This window comes from Streptomyces sp. NPDC050564 (assembly GCF_044457265.1).
Lineage (GTDB): Bacteria > Actinomycetota > Actinomycetes > Streptomycetales > Streptomycetaceae > Streptomyces.
In genome coordinates this window covers 40,388-58,513 of record NZ_JBITGS010000018.1, presented here as the reverse complement: position 1 = coordinate 58,513, position 18,126 = coordinate 40,388, and the positions used below count along the sequence as shown (strand labels likewise).

Here is an 18,126-nt window from a genome sequence, read left to right as displayed (position 1 = left end):
GTCGCCGTGTCCGGGGCCGTGTTCCGGCTCGTTTTCCGACGTCACGGACCTCTTGACACCCCCTCCCCGGGACAGGCACATTGAGTTGCGCAACCTGAAGCACGTTGCGTAGAAAGCAACTCGATCGGTTTTCAATCGGAGGTGCGGCGATGGCGGGACCCCGAGTGGTCATCATCGGAGCGGGGGTCGTGGGAGCGGCTCTCGCGGACGAGATCTCCGCGCGAGGCTGGACCGAAGTGACCGTGGTCGACCAGGGTCCGCTCCCGGCGACCGGGGGTTCCACTTCGCACGCCCCGGGCCTGGTCTTCCAGACGAACTCCTCCAAAACCATGACGGAGCTGGCCCGCTACACCGTCGAGAAGTTCTGCTCGCTCGACGTCGACGGCAAGCCCTGCTTCCTGCAGGTCGGCGGCCTCGAGGTGGCGACCACCCCCGAGCGCCTGACCGAGATCCAGCGCCGGTACGGCTGGATCACCGCGTGGGGCATCGAGGCCCGGCTGCTGAGCCCCGAGGAGTGCCTCGAGCAGCACCCGCTGGTCAACTCGGACAGGGTCCTCGGCGGCCTCCTGGTCCCGACCGACGGACTCGCGAAGGCCGTCCTCGCGGTCGAGGCGCAGATCCGCCGGGCCACCGAGCGCGGTGTGCGCTTCCTGGCCCGCCACGAGGTTCTGGACGTGCTCCAGGCCGACGGCGAGGTGACAGGCGTCCGCACCGACCAGGGCGATCTGGAAGCCGACATCGTCGTGTGCTGCGCCGGCATCTGGGGCCCGAAGATCGCCCGCATGGCCGGCATGAACCTCCCGCTGACCCCGCTGGCCCACCAGCTCGCCTGGACCGGCCCGGTCCCGGCGCTCGCGGGCCAGACGGAGGAGGCGGTGCGCCCGATCCTGCGCCACCAGGACGCCGACCTCTACTACCGCGACCGCTTCGACGGCATCGGCATCGGCTACTACGGCCACCGCCCGATGCCCATCACCGCCGACGAGATCCTCTCCTTCGACGAGGCCGACGAGATGCCGTCGGTCCTGAAGTTCACCGAGGACGACTTCGCCCCCGCCTGGACCGAGACCCAGTCCCTGCTCCCCGCGACGCGGGAGGCCAAGGTCGAGGAGGGCATCAACGGCCTGTTCTCCTTCACCACCGACAACTTCCCGCTCCTCGGCGAGTCCCCGGATGTCAAGGGCTTCTGGGTCGCCGAGGCGGTCTGGGTCACGCACTCCGCGGGCGTCGGGCGGGCCATGGCCGAATGGCTGGTCGACGGCCACTGCTCGTCCTTCGACCTGCACGAATGCGACGTCAACCGCTTCGAGCCGCACCAGCTGACCCCGGAGTACGTGCTGGCCCGCGACTGCCAGAATTTCGTGGAGGTCTACGACATCCTGCACCCCCTGCAGCCGTCCGGGAAGCCGCGCCCGATCCGCACCAGCCCCTTCCACGCGCGCCAGCAGGAACACGGCGCGTTCTTCCTGGAGGCGGCCGGCTGGGAGCGCCCGCAGTGGTACGAGGCCAACGCGGGCCTGGTCGAAGGCCGCAACGTCCCGACGCCGAACGACTGGGCGGCGCAGTACTGGTCGCCCATCGTCGGCGCCGAGGCCCAGGCCACCCGCGAGACCGTCGCGATGTACGACATGACGGCCCTCAAGCGCCTGGAGGTCAGCGGCCCCGGTGCCTCCGCCTTCCTGGAGCGCCTGTGCACCGGCAAGGTCGCCAAGTCGGTCGGCTCGGTGACGTACACCCTGCTGTTGGACCACGACGGCGGCATCCGCAGCGACGTCACGGTCGCCCGGCTGGCCCGCGACCTCTTCCAGGTCGGCGCCAACGGCAACCTCGACCTTGACTGGTTCACCCGCCACCTCCCTGCCGACGGCACGGTCCAGGCCCGCGACATCACGCCCGGCACCTGCTGCATCGGCCTGTGGGGACCGCTCGCCCGTAAGGTCCTGCAGCCCCTCACGGACGAGGACTTCACCAACGACGGCCTGAAGTACTTCCGCGCCAAGCGCGCCCACATCGGCTCCGTCCCGGTCACCGCGATGCGCCTGTCGTACGTCGGTGAACTCGGCTGGGAGCTCTACACCACAGCCGACCAGGGCCTGAAACTGTGGGACACCCTGTGGCAGGCGGCCAAGCCCCTCGGCGGCGTCGTCGCCGGCCGCGGCGCCTTCAACAGCCTCCGCCTGGAGAAGGGCTACCGCTCCTTCGGCACCGACATGACCTACGAGCACGACCCCTACGAGGCCGGCGTCGGCTTCGCCGTCAAGCTCGACAAGGACAACTTCATCGGCAAGGCCGCACTCGAGCGCCGCAAGGCCGACGTACGGCGCAAGCTGACCTGCCTCACCATCGACGACCCGCAGGCGGTCGTGATGGGCAAGGAGCCTGTGTACGACGGCGACCGCGCGGTCGGCTACGTCACCAGCGCCGCCTACGGCTACACGATCGGAAAGGGCATCGCATACGCCTGGCTCCCCGCCGAACTCGCCACCCCCGGCACCCCCGTGCACATCGGCTACTTCGACCAGCGCGTCGAGGCCGTCGTCGCCGAGGAGCCCCTGTTCGACCCCACCATGTCCCGCCTCCGTGGCTGACACCCCGCGCCGACTCCGAGGGAAGGAACACCGCCGGTGAACGCACAGCTGCTCGACGGCAAGGCGACCGCCGCCGCCATCCGTCGCGAACTCGCGGAACGCGTGGCCAAGTTGACGGCCACCGCCGACCGCCCGCCGGGCCTGGGCACCGTGCTGGTCGGCGACGACCCGGGCAGTCACGCCTACGTCTGCGGAAAGCACCGCGACTGCGCCCAGGTGGGCATCGCGTCCATCCGCCGCAACCTGCCCGCCGACGCGTCGCAACAGCAGGTCGAGGAGACGATCGACGAGCTCAACGCCGACCCGGCCTGCACCGGCTACATCGTCCAGCTCCCGCTCCCGCGCCACCTGGACGCCAACGCCGTACTGGAACGCATGGACCCGGCCAAGGACGCCGACGGCCTGCACCCCGTCAACCTCGGCCGGCTCACCCTGGGCGTCGAGGCACCCCTGCCGTGCACCCCGCGCGGCATCGTCGAACTGCTCCGCCGCCACGACGTGCCCCTCGCCGGAGCCCGGGTGTGCGTGATCGGCCGGGGCATCACCGTCGGGCGTCCCATCGGGCTGCTGCTCACCCGCCGGTCCGAGAACGCCACCGTGACCCTGTGCCACACCGGCACCAAGGGCCTGGCCTGGCACGTACGCGAGGCGGACATCGTCATCGCGGCGGCCGGTTCGCCCGGGCTGGTCACCAAGGACATGCTGCGCCCCGGCGCGGCGGTCCTGGACGTCGGCATCACCCGCACCGACCAGGGCCTGGTCGGCGACATCCACCCGGACGCCGCCCAGGTGGCCGGATGGCTCGCCCCCATGCCCGGCGGTGTGGGCCCCATGACCCGAGCGATGTTGCTCGCCAACGTCGTCGAGGCCGCCGAGAGGAACGCCACCGCCGTATGAACGCTCCCGCCCCGAAGTACCCGCAGTATCCGCACCTTTCAGAAGACGGAGACGTCCGATGAGCCCCCGCACCCCCGGCGCCGACCTTCCCGAGCACCCCGACTGGCTGTGGCGTACGCCCGACCCCAAGCGGTCGTACGACGTAGTGATCGTCGGAGGCGGCGGACACGGCCTGGCCACCGCCCACTACCTCGCCAAGAACCACGGCATCACCAATGTCGCCGTGCTGGAGAAGGGCTGGCTGGCGGGCGGCAACATGGCCCGCAACACCACGATCATCCGCTCCAACTACCTGTGGGACGAGAGCGCCGGCATCTACGAGCACGCGCTCAAGCTGTGGGAGGGACTGGGGGAGGAGCTCGACTACCCGATCCTCTTCTCCCAGCGCGGTGTGCTCAACCTCGCCCACAGCCTCCAGGACGTCCGCGACAGCGTGCGCCGCGTCGAGGCCAACCGGCTCAACGGCGTGGACGCCGAATGGCTCGACGAGCAGCAGGTCAAGGACGTCTGCCCGATCGTCAACATCTCTCCGGACGTGCGTTATCCGGTCATGGGCGGCACCTACCAGCCGCGCGCAGGCATCGCCAAGCACGACCACGTCGCCTGGGGCCTGGCCCGCTCCGCCGACGCCGCGGGCGTCGACATCATCCAGAACTGCGAAGTGACGGGCCTCGACATCGTCGGCGGCCGGGTCGTCGGTGTACAGACCACGCTCGGACCCATCGCGGCGGGCAAGGTGGCGCTGTGCTCGGCCGGCCACACCTCGGTGCTTGCCGCCATGGCGGGCATCGAACTGCCCGTCCAGAGCCACCCGTTGCAGGCCCTGGTCTCCGAACTGCTGGAGCCGGTGCACCCGACGGTCGTCATGTCCAACGCCGTCCACGTGTACGTCAGCCAGGCGCACAAGGGCGAGCTGGTGATGGGCGCGGGCATCGACGCCTACAACTCGTACACCCAGCGCGGTGCCTTCCACATCATCGAAGAGCAGATGGCGGCGGCCCTGGAACTCTTCCCGGTCTTCGCCCGCGCCCATGTGCTGCGCACCTGGGGCGGCATCGTCGACGTCAGCCCCGACGCGTCGCCCATCGTCGGACTCAGCCCGGTCGACAACCTGTACCTCAACTGCGGCTGGGGCACCGGCGGATTCAAGGCCACCCCGGGCGTCGGCTGGGTCTACGCCCACACCATCGCCCACGACACCCCTCACCACCTCAACGCCCCCTTCTCGCTCGACCGTTTCACCACCGGCGCGCTCGTCGACGAGCACGGCGCGGCCGCGGTGGCCCACTAGGGAGCCGAACCCATGCTGCTCATCCCATGCCCCTGGTGCGGGCCTCGCGACGAGGCCGAGTTCCACTACGGCGGCCAGGCCCACGTGCCGTATCCGGAGGACTCCGCGTCCCTCACCGACGAGGAGTGGGCCCGCTACCTGTTCTTCCGCGACAACCCCAAGGGCCCCTTCGCCGAGCGCTGGAGCCACGCGGCCGGCTGCCGCCGCTGGTTCAACGCGGTGCGGGATACGTCGACGAACGAGGTCCTGGCGGTGTACCGGTCGGGTGAGGAACGCCCGGCGACGGTCGAGGCGCGCCCGGCCGGCTCTCAGCCGAGCCCTTCACAATCAGCCCGTCTGGGGGTACCCCCTCTGGGGGAGTCTGAGCACGAGGCCCTTTCGGGGCCGATCGGGGGTCTGGGGGCGGAGCCCCCGGCACGGAAGGACAACCAGCCTCACCGCCTGTCCACCGGTGGCCGAGTCGACCGTAGCGTGCCCCTGACGTTCACCTTCGATGGCACCGAATACCAGGGCTACCGAGGCGACACCCTCGCCTCCGCCCTCCTCGCCAACGGCGTCATCCAGGCCGGCACCAGCATCAAGCTCGGCCGCCCGCGCGGCATCTTCTCGGCCGGCGTCGAGGAGCCCAACGCGGTCGTCCAGATCGAGGCACCGTTCCCCGAGCCGATGCTGCCCGCGACGACCGTCGAGTTGTACGACGGTCTGGTCGCGAGCAGCCTCCCCGGCCAGGGCCGCCTCGCCACCGAGCCGGACCCGGCCCGCTACGACGCCGTACACGCGCACTGCGACCTGCTGGTCGTGGGCGCGGGCCCGGCCGGCCTCGCGGCCGCCGCGGCGGCGGCCAAGAGCGGCGCCCGCGTCATCCTGGCCGACGACCAGCCGGAGCTGGGCGGCAGCCTCCTGGGCACGGGGGAGCACCTCGACTGGGTAGCGGAGGTCGGCGAGCGGCTGGAGGCCGAATCCGAGGTGCGCGTCCTGCGCCGTACCACGGTCTTCGGCTACTACGACGACAACCACCTCCTCGCCGTCGAGCGTCGCACCAACCATCTCGGCGCCGACGCCCCCGAGAATGTCTCCCGTGAGCGCGTCTGGCGCATCCGCGCCCGCCGCGTCGTCCTCGCCACCGGCGCCCACGAGCGCTCGCTGGCCTTCGCGGACAACGACCGCCCCGGCGTGATGCTGGCCTCCTCGGCCCGTACGTACGTCCACCGCCACGGCGTCCTGCCCGGCCGCCACGCGGTCGTCTTCACCACCAACGACAGCGCTTACGCGGCGGCCCTTGACCTCGCCGCGGCCGGCGTGGACATCACGGCGATCGTCGACACCCGCCCCGACGCGGGCGAGTGGGCCGAGCGGGCGCGGGCGGCCGGCATCGAGGTCCTGGCCGGGCACGCCGTCACCGGCGCGGAGGGCGAGGCACGCCTCACCGCCGTGACCGTGGCCCCGCTCGGAGACTCCGCCGGGCAGCGGCAGTTCGCCGCCGACCTGCTGCTGGTCTCCGGCGGCTGGAACCCGGTGGCGCACCTGTTCAGCCAGTCGGGCGGCAAACTGCGCTACGACGAGGCGCTGGGCTCCTTCGTCCCCGACACCGGCCGCCAGGCGGTCGAGGTCGTGGGCAGTGCCAGCGGCGTCCTCGACGCGGCCACCGTCCTGGCACAGGGCGCGGCCGCCGGTGCCCGCGCCGTCGAGGCCGAGGGCTACACGCCCGAGGCGCCCCGCCTCCCCGCGGTGGCCGCGCAGCCGCGACCGGCGCCCGCCATGCATGTGTATGTCGTCCCGGGTGCCTCCGCCGCCCCCCGCTTCGTCGACCTCCAGCGTGACGTCACCGTCGACGACCTGGTCCGCGCGACCGGCGCCGGCCTGCGCTCGGTGGAGCACACCAAGCGCTACACCACCGCCGGTACCGCCAACGACCAGGGCAAGACCTCCGGTGTCCTGGCCAGCGGTGTCGTCGCCGAACTGCTCGGCGTGGACATCTCTGCGCTCGGGACGACCACGTTCCGCCCGCCGTACACCCCGGTCTCCTTCGCCGCCCTCGCGGGCCGCGACCGGGGCGCGCTGAGCGACCCGATCCGCACGACGGCCGTCCACGAATGGCATGTCGCGCACGGAGCCCTGTTCGAGAACGTCGGCCAGTGGAAGCGCCCCTGGTACTACCCGCAGGACGGCGAGGACATGGACGCCGCTGTGCTGCGCGAGTGCCGGGCCACCCGCGAGAGTGTGGGCTTCATGGACGCCTCGACCCTCGGCAAGATCGACGTCCAGGGCCCGGACGCCGGCGTCTTCCTCGACCGGCTCTACACCAACATGATGAGCACCCTGAAGGTCGGCATGATCCGCTACGGCGTCATGTGCCGCCCGGACGGCATGGTCTTCGACGACGGCACGGTCATCCGCGTCGCCCAGGACCGCTTCCTGGTCACCACGACGACGGGCAACGCGGCCACGGTCCTGGACTGGATGGAGGAGTGGCTCCAGACGGAGTGGCCCGAGCTGAAGGTCCACTGCACGTCCGTGACCGAGCAGTGGGCCACGGTGGCCCTGGTCGGTCCGAAGTCCCGCGAGGTCCTCGGCGCGCTCGCACCCCAACTCGCCGTGGCCAACGACGACTTCCCGTTCATGTCCTGGCGCGAGACGACCGTGGCCGGCATCGAGGCCCGGGTCTGCCGGATCAGCTTCTCCGGCGAACTCGCCTTCGAGATCAACGTGTCACCGTGGCAGGCCCTCGCCCTGTGGGAGGCCGTGTACGAGGCCGGCGCCCCGTACGGCATCACCCCGTACGGCACGGAGACCATGCACGTCCTGCGGGCGGAGAAGGGCTACCCGATCATCGGCCAGGACACCGACGGCACCGTCACGCCCCAGGATCTCGGCATGAGCTGGGTGGTGTCCAAGAAGAAGCCGGACTTCATCGGCAAGCGGTCCTACGCCCGTGCCGACACCACGCGTCCGGACCGCAAGCACCTGGTCGGCCTGCTGCCGGAGGACCCGGGCACCTTCCTCCCGGAAGGCACCCACCTGGTCGCCGACGGTGTGCTGCCGGCGCCGCCCGTCCCGATGCTTGGCCACGTCACCTCCAGTTATCGCAGCGCGGCCCTCGGCCGGACGTTCGCGCTCGCCCTGATCAAGGGCGGCCGGGACCGCATCGGCGAACGGCTGTACGCCCCCGTCGGCGACCGGATGGTCCCGGTGACCGTCGCAAGCCCCGTCCTCTACGACCCCGAGGGAGCCCGCCGCGATGGCTGACAACGCCCTGACCGCCCCGCTTCGCAGCCCTCTGTCGCATGTCGCGGTCCGCCTGGCCGCCGCGACACGCACCTCCGGGGGTGAGATCCGGCTGGCCGAACTCCCCTTCCTGGCCCAGATCAACGTGCGTTTGGACGCCAAGGGACCGGCGGCGGAAGCCGTCGGGCTCGCGCTCGACCTCCAGCTGCCGCTCCAGCCGAACACCGTCGTCCGCGCGGGGGAGTTGACCGCGCTGTGGCTCGGCCCGGACGAATGGATGCTGGTGGGCCCGCCGGGCAGTGAACGGGACCTGGAGAGCCGGATCCGTGAGGCGGCGGGGGACGAGCCGGCCTCCGTCACCGACGTCTCCGCGCAGCGCACCACGCTCCTCGTGACGGGCCCCCGCGCCCATGACCTGCTGGCCCACGGCTGTCCGCTGGACCTGCATCCGCGGGCCTTCGGCTCCGGACGCTGCGCCCAGACGAGACTGGGCCGCACGCAGGTCGTCCTGGTCGCCCGGGACGACCCCAGGGCCGGGTTCTGGGTGCTGGTCCGTTCGTCGTTCGCCGGCTATCTGGCGGACTGGTTGCTCGACGCGGCGACGGAGTACGTCTGAGCCTGAGCGAACTCGGCGGGGGTGACCCCGTCATCCCTGTGGGAGCTCCGCCGAGGGGCTCCCACAGGGCTTTGTGCAGCACGATTCGTCATACGCATCGAAAGTCGGACGCCTGTGATCGCCACGGCCCACGCCACCACCCCGGCACACCCGGGCACAACCGAACTCCACCTGCCCGGCCTGCCACGGCCCGGCCGGACGCTGGTCATGGGCGTCGTGAACGTCACCCCGGACTCGTTCTCCGACGGCGGGCCGGCCTTCGCCGCTGACGCGGCCGTCGCGCACGGGCTGGCGCTGCTCGAACAGGGAGCGGACATCGTGGACGTGGGCGGCGAGTCGACCCGCCCCGGCGCGGTACGCCCGCCGGTCGAGGAGGAGCTGCGACGCGTCCTGCCCGTCGTCCGTGAGCTCGCCGCGGCGGGCGCGATCGTCAGCGTCGACACCATGCGGTCCGAAGTCGCCGCCCGTGCGCTGGCCGCGGGCGCACGGCTGATCAACGACGTCTCGGGAGGCCTCGCCGACGCGGCGATGCTGCCGCTGATGGCCCGGGCGGGCACGCCGTACCTGCTGATGCACTGGCGGGGCCACGCCGCCGGCATGCAGACGAACGCCGTATACGGCGACGTCGTCACCGATGTGCTCGACGAGCTGCGCCTGCGGATCCAGGCCGCGCTGGAGGCGGGGATCCCGCCCGATTGCCTGATCGTCGACCCCGGGTTGGGCTTCGCCAAGGAGCCCGAGCACAACTGGGAGCTGCTGGGCCGGCTCGGGGAGGTCCGCGCGCTGGGCCACCCCGTCCTCGTGGGCGCGTCACGCAAGTCGTTCCTGGGCCGATTGCTGGCGGACGAGGCGACGGGACAGCCCCGCCCGGCACGACAGCGGGACGCCGCGACCACCGCCGTGTCCGTGCTCGCCGCCGCGCAGGGCGTCTGGTGCCTGCGCGTGCACGATGTCGCCTCGACACTCGACGCGGTACGGGTGACGGCGCGCTGGGGCGCCCAGCCGGCGGCGTCGGTACGGTCGCCGCTGGCTGAGGGCGCAAGCGCACGACCGGCCGACCGCCGAGACCGCCGCGCACGAAGGGCCGTCACAGGCCGTTTTGCGTCCGCGGGTCCTCATGGCTGGTCGCGCAGTTCCCCGCGCCCCTGAAGGGGCGCGGCTCAGCCCAGATGGCCCATGCGGCGGCTGATCTCGTCCGCGCCCTTGATCAGCAGGGGGGCGAGCTCGTGGATGCGTTCCTCAGTGAAGCGGTATGCGGGGCCGGAGGCGCTGAGGGCGGCGACGACCTCGCCGTCGCGGGAGCGGATCGGGGCCGCCATGGCGTGCAGGCCGATCTCGAGCTCCTCCAGCGTCACCGCGTAGCCGCGCTCCCGCGCCTCGGTGAGGTTCTTCTCCAGCTTCGTCCTGGCCGTCAGGGTGTGCGGGGTCAGCTTCCGCAACCCGGACGCCGCGAGCACGTCGGCGCGCTCCTTCTCCGGGAGGTGGGCCAGAAGGATCTTGCCGCTCGATGTGGCGTGCACTGGGGTGAGCTGCCCGACCCAGTTGTGCGTACCGACCGCTCCCGGGCCGCGTACCTGGTAGAGGTTGACCGCGTAGTGCTCCTGGAGGACCGCGATGTTGACGGTCTCGCCGATCTCCTCGCTGAGGCGCTCGCACACCTGCCGGCCCTGCTGGGTGACGTCGAGGCGACCCGTGACCGCGCCCGCCAGACGCACGATTCCGAAGCCGAGCCGGTACTTGCCGCGCTCGGCTGTCTGCTCGACCAGGCCGCGCGCCTCCAGCGCTCCGAGCAGGCGGAACGCGGTCGACTTGTGGACGTCGATCTCGGCGGCGACCTCGCTGACACCCGCCTCGCCGCGCTGGGCGAGGATCTCCAGGACGCTGACGGCACGGTCGACGGACTGCACCCCGCTCACCGCGGGGCCTGCTGTTGCGCTTTCTGCCGCGTAGTTGCCCATAGCGCAACTATACGCAGGGTGTCCGCGGGTCCCGCAGGGGCCGTGGTGGACGACAGGGTGGCTGGATCCGGCCGTCCGCATGCTCGCACGGCCCGCCCCGTCGGCGGAAGACCACCGTGCACTTCCCGTTGATCAGCACCCGGCTCTTGCTGTGCCACTCGGCGGCGCGGCGAGCACCTGGGCCTCGACGTCGCGGCCGACGGTGACCAGCTCGTCGGGGTCGCGGGAGTGGTCCACGCGGACAACGTCCTGCTCAATGATCGGGCCTTCGTCGAGGTCGGACGTGACGTAGTGCGCCGTGGCCCCGACCAACAAGCACCGGGGCCGGTTGCTCGGCATCCTCATCCCAGGTCTCGGTGGCGAACACCGACAACACCGCCCTCCCCGGTTCCGCGCGGCCCGCGTCGGCCGGTGAGGAAAGCCGCGACAGCTTGCGCGAGAGCGGCATCGGGCGGTCCTGACCGTACAAGGCGACTCAACCGGGCGACATTCAGCCGTCCGGCCCTTCATGGGGGCTGGCCGGCTGCATGTGTGTGGGCGTCCGGTGGCGGACTTCCCGCGGGATGACAACTTCGCTCGGTCAACCCCTTGACAGTGAGTGTCCGCAGGGAGACAGTTTGGTCGGCCGTTGCTTATAGCGAAGAAAGTTGCGCGATATGCAACAGGGTGACTGGCCCGGTCTCGGTCCTCACCGCGTCCCGGCGAAGTCCTCTTCCTCCCCTCGTCGATCGCTCCGGGGGAGTGATCGACGCCCTCCCGCCCTAGAACGTCAGGCCGAGGTTCGCATTCGGCCGTCCCCTCGACGAGGAGATCGACCGTGACACACGAGGTACGCGCCGTCGTCGCCCGCAAGAAAGGCGCCCCGGTCTCGGTGGAGACCGTCCTGGTGCCGGACCCCGGCCCCGGTGAGGCACTGGTGCAGGTGCAGGCCTGCGGTGTCTGCCACACCGACCTGCACTACCGGGAGGGCGGGATCTCCGACGAGTTCCCGTTCCTGCTCGGCCACGAGGCCGCGGGCGTGGTCGAGGCGGTCGGTCAGGGTGTCACCGACGTCGCGCCCGGCGACTTCGTCGTCCTCAACTGGCGTGCGGTGTGCGGCACGTGCCGCGCCTGTAGCAAGGGCAAGCCGTGGTACTGCTTCGCCACCCACACCGCTACCCAGCCGATGACCCTGGCCGACGGCACCCCGCTCTCCCCGGCCCTCGGCATCGGCGCCTTCGCCGAGAAGACCCTGGTCGCGGCCGGACAGTGCACCAAGGTGGACTCGACCGCCTCTCCCGCGGCGGCCGGCCTGCTCGGTTGCGGTGTGATGGCCGGGTTCGGCGCGGCGGTCAACACGGGCGGCGTCGCCCGCGGCGACTCGATCGCGGTGATCGGCTGCGGCGGCGTGGGCATGGCTGCCATCGCGGGCGCCAAGGTCGCCGGCGCCGGCCGCATCATCGCCGTCGACGTCGACGAGCGGAAGCTGAAGTGGGCCGAGCGGTTCGGCGCCACCGACACCGTCGACTCCTCCAAGACCGACGCCGTCGAGGCGATCCGTGAGCTCACCGGCGGCTTCGGCGCCGACGTCGTCGTGGACGCGGTGGGCCGCCCCGAGACCTTCAAGCAGGCCTTCTACGCCCGTGACCTGGCCGGCACCGCCGTCCTGGTGGGCGTCCCCACCCCCGGGCTGACCCTCGACCTGCCGTTGCTGGACGTGTTCGGCCGCGGCGGCGCCCTGAAGTCCTCCTGGTACGGCGACTGCCTGCCCTCCCGGGACTTCCCCGCCCTGATCGACCTCTACCGCCAGGGCCGCTTCGACCTCGGCGACTTCGTCTCCGAGACGATCAGCCTGGACGAGGTGGAGGACGCGTTCGCCAAGATGCACCACGGCGAGGTGCTGCGCTCGGTGGTCGTCCTGTGACCGTGCGGATCGAGCGCCTCTTCAGCTCCGGCACGTTCGAACTGGACGGCGGCAGCTGTGAGGTCGACAGGATCATCGCCTCCCTCCGCGAGCGGCTGCTCATGCTTCCCGCCGACACCACCGTCCACACCGGCCACGGCGCCACCACCTCGGTCGGGGCCGAGGCGCCCCACGTCGACGACTGGATCGCCCGCGGCCACTGACCCGGCGTCACCGCACCAAGAACGCCCGTCAGCACTACGAACGCCCGTCACAGCACTACGAATCTGGAGGAAGACCATGGCGGCACAGCCGAAGGTGGTCATCATCGGCGCCGGCATCGTCGGGTGCGCACTCAGCGACGAACTGACCGCACGCGGCTGCACGGACGTCACCGTTCTGGAGCAGGGCCCGCTCTTCGCCACGGGCGGCTCCACCTCGCACGCCCCCGGTCTGGTCTTCCAGACCAACGGCTCCAAGACGATGACCGAGTTCGCCCGGTACACGGTCGAGAAGTACAGCGCGCTGACCCTGGACGGGCAGTGGTGCTTCAAGCAGGTCGGCGGCCTGGAGGTGGCCACCAGCCCCGAGCGGCTGGCGGAGGTCCAGCGCCGGCACGGCTGGCTGACCTCCTGGGGAGTGGACAGCCGCCTGCTGACCCCGGAGGAGTCCGCCCGACTGCACCCCCTGCTGGACCCGGAGCGGATCCTCGGCGGCTTCCACATCCCCAGCGACGGCCTGGCCAAGGCACTGCGGGCGAGCGAGGCCCAGGCCCGCCTGGCCACGGCCCGCGGCGCCCGCTTCCATGCCCACCACACCGTGACCGGGATCGAGACGACCGGCGACACGGTCAGCGCGGTCGTCACCGACCAGGGAACCTTCCCGGCGGACATCGTGGTCTCCTGCGCAGGCTTCTGGGGCCCAAAGATCGGCCGGATGGTCGGGCAGCCGGTGCCGCTGGTGCCCCTGGCCCACCAGTACGCCCGCACCACCGCACTCCCGCAGGTCAAGCGGAGCAACGACGAGCTCACCGAGGCGTCCCTGCCGATCCTGCGCAACCAGGACGCCGGCCTGTACTACCGCGAACTCGTCGACCGGATCGGCATCGGCTCCTACGCCCACCGGCCCATGCCCGTCTCCCTGGAGGAGGTCGCGCACCCGCGTGACGCCGTGATGCCGTCCTCGCTGGAGTTCACTGAGGCCGACTTCGAGGGCGCCTGGGCCGACTCCCTCGCCCTGCTCCCCTCCCTGACCGACACGAAGATCGAGGAGGGCTTCAACGGCATCTTCTCCTTCACCTCCGACGGCATGCCGCTGATGGGCGAGTCGCCGAAGGTCCAGGGTTTCTGGCTGGCGGAGGCCGTGTGGGTCACCCACTCGGCCGGCGTGGCCAGGGCCATGGCCGAGTGGCTGGTCGACGGCCGTCCTGGCACCGACGTCCACGAGTGCGACGTCAACCGCTTCGAGGAGGTCCAGCTGGCGCCCTCGTACGTGCACGAGCGCAGCTGCCAGAACTTCGTCGAGGTGTACGACATCCTGCACCCGTTGCAACCGGCGGAACGCCCCCGCCCCCTGCGGGTCAGTCCCTTCCACTCCCGTCAGGAGACCCTCGGCGCGGTGTTCCTGGAGGGCGGCGGCTGGGAACGCCCGCACTGGTACGAGGCAAACGCCGACCTGCCCGAGGTGGCCCGCGTCCCCGGTCGTAACGCCTGGGCGTCCCGCTACTGGTCGCCGATCGCCGGCGCCGAAGCCCTCGTCACGCGTGAGCGCGTCGCCCTGTACGACATGACCCCGCTGAAGCGACTGGAGGTCACCGGCCCCGATGCACTCGCCTTCCTGCAGGAGCTGACCACCAATCAGCTCGACAAGCCGGTCGGTTCGGTCACCTACGCCCTGCTGCTCGACGCCGTCGGCGGCGTCCGCAGCGACCTGACCATCGCCCGTCTGGAGACCGAGCGCTTCCAGATCGGCGCCAACGGCAACCTCGACCTGGACTGGCTGCGCCGGCGCCTGCCCGGCTGGAGGCACCTCCCAGCGGTAGCTGGGGGAGGCTCCGTGCAGGTGCGTGACATGACCGCCGGCACTTGCTGCCTCGGCGTCTGGGGCCCGCGTGCCCGCGACCTCGTGCAGCCGCTCACCGACACCGACTTCTCGCACGAGGGCTTCGGCTACTTCAAGGCCAAGCAGGCGTACCTCGGCGACGTCCCGGTCACCGCGATGCGGCTGAGCTACGTCGGCGAGCTCGGCTGGGAGCTCTACACCACAGCCGATCTCGGTGCCAAGCTGTGGGACACCCTGTGGGAGGCCGGGCAGGAGCTGGGGATCATCGCCGCCGGCCGCAGCGCCTTCAACAGCCTGCGCCTGGAGAAGGGGTACCGCTCCTGGGGCCATGACATGACAACCGAGCACAACCCCTACGAGGCCGGCCTCGGCTTCGCCGTCCGCCGTAACAAGGAGCACTTCACCGGCAAGGCCGCGCTGGAGGGCATCAGCGACGAGACGGTCACCCGCCGGCTCACCCCGCTGGTCATCCATGACCAGCACTCCGTGGTGATGGGCCACGAACCCGTCCATGTCGACGGCCGCCCGGTCGGCTATGTGACCAGCGCCGCCTACGGCTACACCATCGGCGCGCCGATCGCCTACGCCTGGCTGCCCGCCGAACACGCCGCCCCCGGAACCCCGGTGGAGATCGAGTACTTCGGCGCCAAGGTCGCGGCCGTCACCGCCGCCGAGCCCCTGTTCGACGCCGAGATGTCCCGTATCCGTCGCTGAACCGGCCCGAGCGCCGGCAGTACCACACCCTCATCGGCAAGATTCCCAGGAGATGGACACATGGCCACTTCGTACGACGTGATCGTCGTCGGCCTGGGCGGGATGGGCAGCGCAGCCGCCTATCACCTCGCCGCCCGCGGACAGCGCGTGCTCGGCCTGGAGCGCTTCGGCCCCGCCCACAACCTCGGCTCCAGCCACGGCGGATCCCGTATCTACCGGCAGGCCTACTTCGAGGACCCGGCCTATGTGCCGCTGCTCCTCCGTGCCCACGAACTGTGGGAGAAGCTCGCCGCTGACTCCGGACGCGAGGTCTTCACCGAGACCGGCGGTCTCATGATCGGCCGTGAGGACAGCGAGGCCTTTGCCGGCACCCTGCGCAGCGCCCACGAGTGGGGTCTGGACCACGAGGTCCTGGGTGCTGCCGACATCCGGCGCCGCTTCCCCACCTTCAACCCGGCGGCCGAGGACGTCGCCTTCTACGAGCGCAAGGCCGGCATCGCCCGGCCCGAGGCGACCGTCACGGCCCACCTGGACCTGGCCCGGGCCCACGGCGCCGATCTGCACTTCGCGGAGATGGTCCTCGGCTGGGAGGCCGACGGGGCGGGCGGCAAGGCATGGGTGGTCACCGACCGCGGCGCCTACACCGCCGACCGGCTGGTCATCGCCCCCGGGGCCTGGGCGCCCAAGCTCCTGACCGACCTAGGCGTGAGCGTCATGGTGGAGCGTCAGGTCATGTACTGGTTCCAGCCCGAGGGCGGCACCGGACCGTTCACCCCCGACCGGCACCCCGTCTACATCTGGGAGGACCCGGACGGCACCCAGATCTACGGCTTCCCCTCGCTCGACGGCCCCGACGGCGGCGCCAAGGTCGCCTTCTTCCGCAAGGGCGTCCCCAGCGATCCCGACACCCTCGACCGCCGGATCCACCCGGACGAGATCGCGGCCATGGCCGAGTACCTGCGCCCGCGCATCCCCACCCTGCCCGGCCGTTTCCTCAAGGCCGCGGCCTGCATGTACGCCAACACCCCGGACGAGCACTTCGTCCTCGCCCGGCACCCCGAGCATCCGCAGGTGACGGTGGCCTGTGGATTCTCCGGCCACGGGTTCAAGTTCGTTCCCGTCATCGGCGAGATCCTCGCCGACCTGGCCACCGAAGGCACCACCGACCACCCCATCGCCCTGTTCGACCCCCGCCGCGTGCGTGTCTGACACTTTCCGAAGGTGACGAGATGACCCTTACGAAACTGCCGCCCAGCCTGATCCCCACGCTGTCCGGCGAGTACTACACGGACCCCGAGGTCTTCGCCCAGGAGCAGGAGCGGGTTTTCGAGGCCATGTGGTTCTGTGTGGCCCGCGCCGCCGAACTGGCCAAGCCCGGTGCCTTCCGCACCTACCAGGTCGGACGCGAGAGCGTGCTCATATCCCGCTCGCGGGACGGCTCGATCAAGGCGTTCCTGAACATCTGCCGGCACCGCGGGGCCAAGCTGTGCACCGAGGAGTCCGGCGAGGTCAAGCGGGCCTTCCAGTGCCCGTACCACGCCTGGACCTACGGCCTGGACGGCAAGCTGGTCGCCGCGCCGAACCTGACGTCGATGCCGGACATCGACCGGACCGAATACGGCCTGATCAACGTCCATGTGCGGGAGTGGCTCGGGTACGTGTGGGTGTGCCTCGCCGACAACCCGCCCTCCTTCGAGGCGGACGTGCAGGGCGCGGTCGTCGAGCGGCTCGGCGACCTGGAGTCGATCGAGCGCTACGGAATCGACGACCTGAAGGTGGGCCGCCGTATCACCTACGACGTGAAGGCCAACTGGAAGCTCATCATCGAGAACTTCATGGAGTGCTACCACTGCGCCACGATCCACCCCGAACTCACCGAAGTGCTGCCGGAGTTCGCGGACGGTTACGCGGCCCAGTACTACGTCGGGCACGGCGCCGAGTTCGGCGAGGAGGTGCAGGGCTTCACCGTCGACGGCTCCGAGGGCCTCGACCGCATCCCCGGCGTCGCCGACGACCAGGACCGCCGGTACTACGCAATCACCGTCCGGCCGCAGGTCTTCATCAACCTCGTGCCCGACCACGTGATCTTCCACCGGATGTACCCGATGGCACCCGACCGCACGGTCGTCGAGTGCGACTGGCTGTACCTGCCGCACGTCGTGGAGAGCGGCAAGGACGTGGACCGTTCGGTGGAACTCTTCCACCGGGTCAACCAGCAGGACTTCGACGCTTGTGAGCGCACCCAGCCGGCGATGAGCTCGCGGGCGTACGCCAAGGGCGGCGTCCTGGTGCCCAGCGAGCACCACATCGGCGAATTCCACACCTGGCTGCAGAACAAGCTCGAGGTTCGGCCCACACACTGACCCCCCACCCCCAGTACCGCCCGCCCACCTGCTGTTGCGGCCCCTCCGGCAGGTGGACGGGCTATGGGGCTGTCTGCTCCTGAGGCGCGGAAGGACGCCGCAGGAAAGGGGCGCTCCGCTACGGCGGCGATCCCATCCGCCTCCGTCTCCTTTACGACCGTGACAGCCTGATCTGCGAAGTCTCCGACGGCAGCAGCACGTTCCTGTACCTGCGCCGCGCGGCCACCACCGACGAAGGTGGCCGAGGGCTGTTCCTCATCGCTCAGTTCGCCCGGCGTTGGGTCACCCGGTACGCCGATCGCGGCAAGGTCATCTGGAGCGAACAGTCCCCGGACGCCGCCGAAGCCGGACTCGACGAAGCCATGGGCGACATCCTGCTGGATCCGTGGGACGAGCCGACCGTAACCCAGCTCCGCCTGCAGGCTTTGGTTGCGAAAGGCGCAACGTCGAGCGTCATCAGAAATTGATATGCGACTCCTCCCTTGACAACCCCGCGCTGCGCGGAAAGCATGTTGCGTATAGCGAATGTCG

The 18,126-nt window shown here is 70.7% G+C and carries 12 protein-coding genes and 2 pseudogenes; 12 read left to right on the top strand and 2 right to left on the bottom strand.

Annotated features, from left to right (window positions below; translation table 11 throughout):
- Positions 1 to 149 precede the first annotated feature (149 nt).
- From ACIBK0_RS27195 to folP, 6 genes are all read left to right on the top strand, one after another.
- Positions 150 to 2,588, top strand: coding sequence for an FAD-dependent oxidoreductase (locus ACIBK0_RS27195; RefSeq protein WP_399085215.1), 2,439 nt, complete (start codon positions 150 to 152; stop codon positions 2,586 to 2,588).
- 36 nt (positions 2,589 to 2,624) lie between these two features.
- Positions 2,625 to 3,485, top strand: a complete 861-nt coding sequence (locus ACIBK0_RS27190) for a bifunctional methylenetetrahydrofolate dehydrogenase/methenyltetrahydrofolate cyclohydrolase (protein WP_399085212.1) — start codon at positions 2,625 to 2,627, stop codon at positions 3,483 to 3,485.
- A 58-nt stretch (positions 3,486 to 3,543) separates the two neighbouring features.
- Positions 3,544 to 4,776: a sarcosine oxidase subunit beta family protein gene (locus ACIBK0_RS27185; protein WP_399085209.1), complete on the top strand. Its 1,233-nt coding sequence runs from the start codon at positions 3,544 to 3,546 to the stop codon at positions 4,774 to 4,776.
- 12 nt (positions 4,777 to 4,788) lie between these two features.
- Positions 4,789 to 8,022: a sarcosine oxidase subunit alpha family protein gene (locus ACIBK0_RS27180; protein ID WP_399085206.1), complete on the top strand. Its 3,234-nt coding sequence runs from the start codon at positions 4,789 to 4,791 to the stop codon at positions 8,020 to 8,022.
- Positions 8,015 to 8,617, top strand: coding sequence for a sarcosine oxidase subunit gamma (locus ACIBK0_RS27175; protein WP_399085203.1), 603 nt, complete (start codon positions 8,015 to 8,017; stop codon positions 8,615 to 8,617). Before ACIBK0_RS27180 ends, ACIBK0_RS27175 begins: the two co-directional genes overlap by 8 nt.
- A 207-nt stretch (positions 8,618 to 8,824) precedes the next feature.
- The gene (folP, locus tag ACIBK0_RS27170) at positions 8,825 to 9,766 is read left to right on the top strand and encodes a dihydropteroate synthase (protein ID WP_399085745.1); all 942 of its coding nucleotides are present in this window, start codon (positions 8,825 to 8,827) and stop codon (positions 9,764 to 9,766) included.
- 11 nt (positions 9,767 to 9,777) lie between these two features.
- Here the strand turns inward: folP and ACIBK0_RS27165 are convergent, their stop codons facing one another.
- Positions 9,778 to 10,575: an IclR family transcriptional regulator gene (locus tag ACIBK0_RS27165; protein ID WP_399085200.1), complete on the bottom strand. Its 798-nt coding sequence runs from the start codon at positions 10,573 to 10,575 to the stop codon at positions 9,778 to 9,780.
- A 103-nt stretch (positions 10,576 to 10,678) separates the two neighbouring features.
- A pseudogene (locus ACIBK0_RS27160) lies at positions 10,679 to 10,887 on the bottom strand (formyltransferase family protein); the annotation flags it as partial.
- A gap of 505 nt (positions 10,888 to 11,392) precedes the next feature.
- Here ACIBK0_RS27160 and ACIBK0_RS27155 point away from each other — a divergent pair.
- The 6 genes and pseudogenes from ACIBK0_RS27155 to ACIBK0_RS27130 form a co-directional block, all read left to right on the top strand.
- Positions 11,393 to 12,478 carry an S-(hydroxymethyl)mycothiol dehydrogenase gene (locus ACIBK0_RS27155; protein WP_399085197.1) on the top strand — a complete coding sequence of 362 codons (1,086 nt, stop codon included), beginning with the start codon at positions 11,393 to 11,395 and terminating at the stop codon, positions 12,476 to 12,478.
- A complete protein-coding gene (locus tag ACIBK0_RS27150) occupies positions 12,475 to 12,681 on the top strand; it encodes a hypothetical protein (RefSeq protein ID WP_399085194.1) in 207 nt (68 codons plus the stop codon). Before ACIBK0_RS27155 ends, ACIBK0_RS27150 begins: the two co-directional genes overlap by 4 nt.
- A 76-nt stretch (positions 12,682 to 12,757) precedes the next feature.
- Entirely contained in the window at positions 12,758 to 15,232 is a 2,475-nt protein-coding gene (locus tag ACIBK0_RS27145; protein ID WP_399085191.1) for an FAD-dependent oxidoreductase, read from the top strand.
- A 60-nt stretch (positions 15,233 to 15,292) separates the two neighbouring features.
- Positions 15,293 to 16,441 (top strand): N-methyl-L-tryptophan oxidase, encoded by a 1,149-nt coding sequence (gene solA, locus ACIBK0_RS27140; protein WP_399085188.1) that lies wholly within the window; start codon positions 15,293 to 15,295, stop codon positions 16,439 to 16,441.
- A 20-nt stretch (positions 16,442 to 16,461) separates the two neighbouring features.
- Positions 16,462 to 17,595: an aromatic ring-hydroxylating dioxygenase subunit alpha gene (locus ACIBK0_RS27135; protein ID WP_399085185.1), complete on the top strand. Its 1,134-nt coding sequence runs from the start codon at positions 16,462 to 16,464 to the stop codon at positions 17,593 to 17,595.
- A 110-nt stretch (positions 17,596 to 17,705) separates the two neighbouring features.
- A pseudogene (locus ACIBK0_RS27130) lies at positions 17,706 to 17,990 on the top strand (ATP-binding protein); the annotation flags it as partial.
- Positions 17,991 to 18,126: the final 136 nt, after the last annotated feature.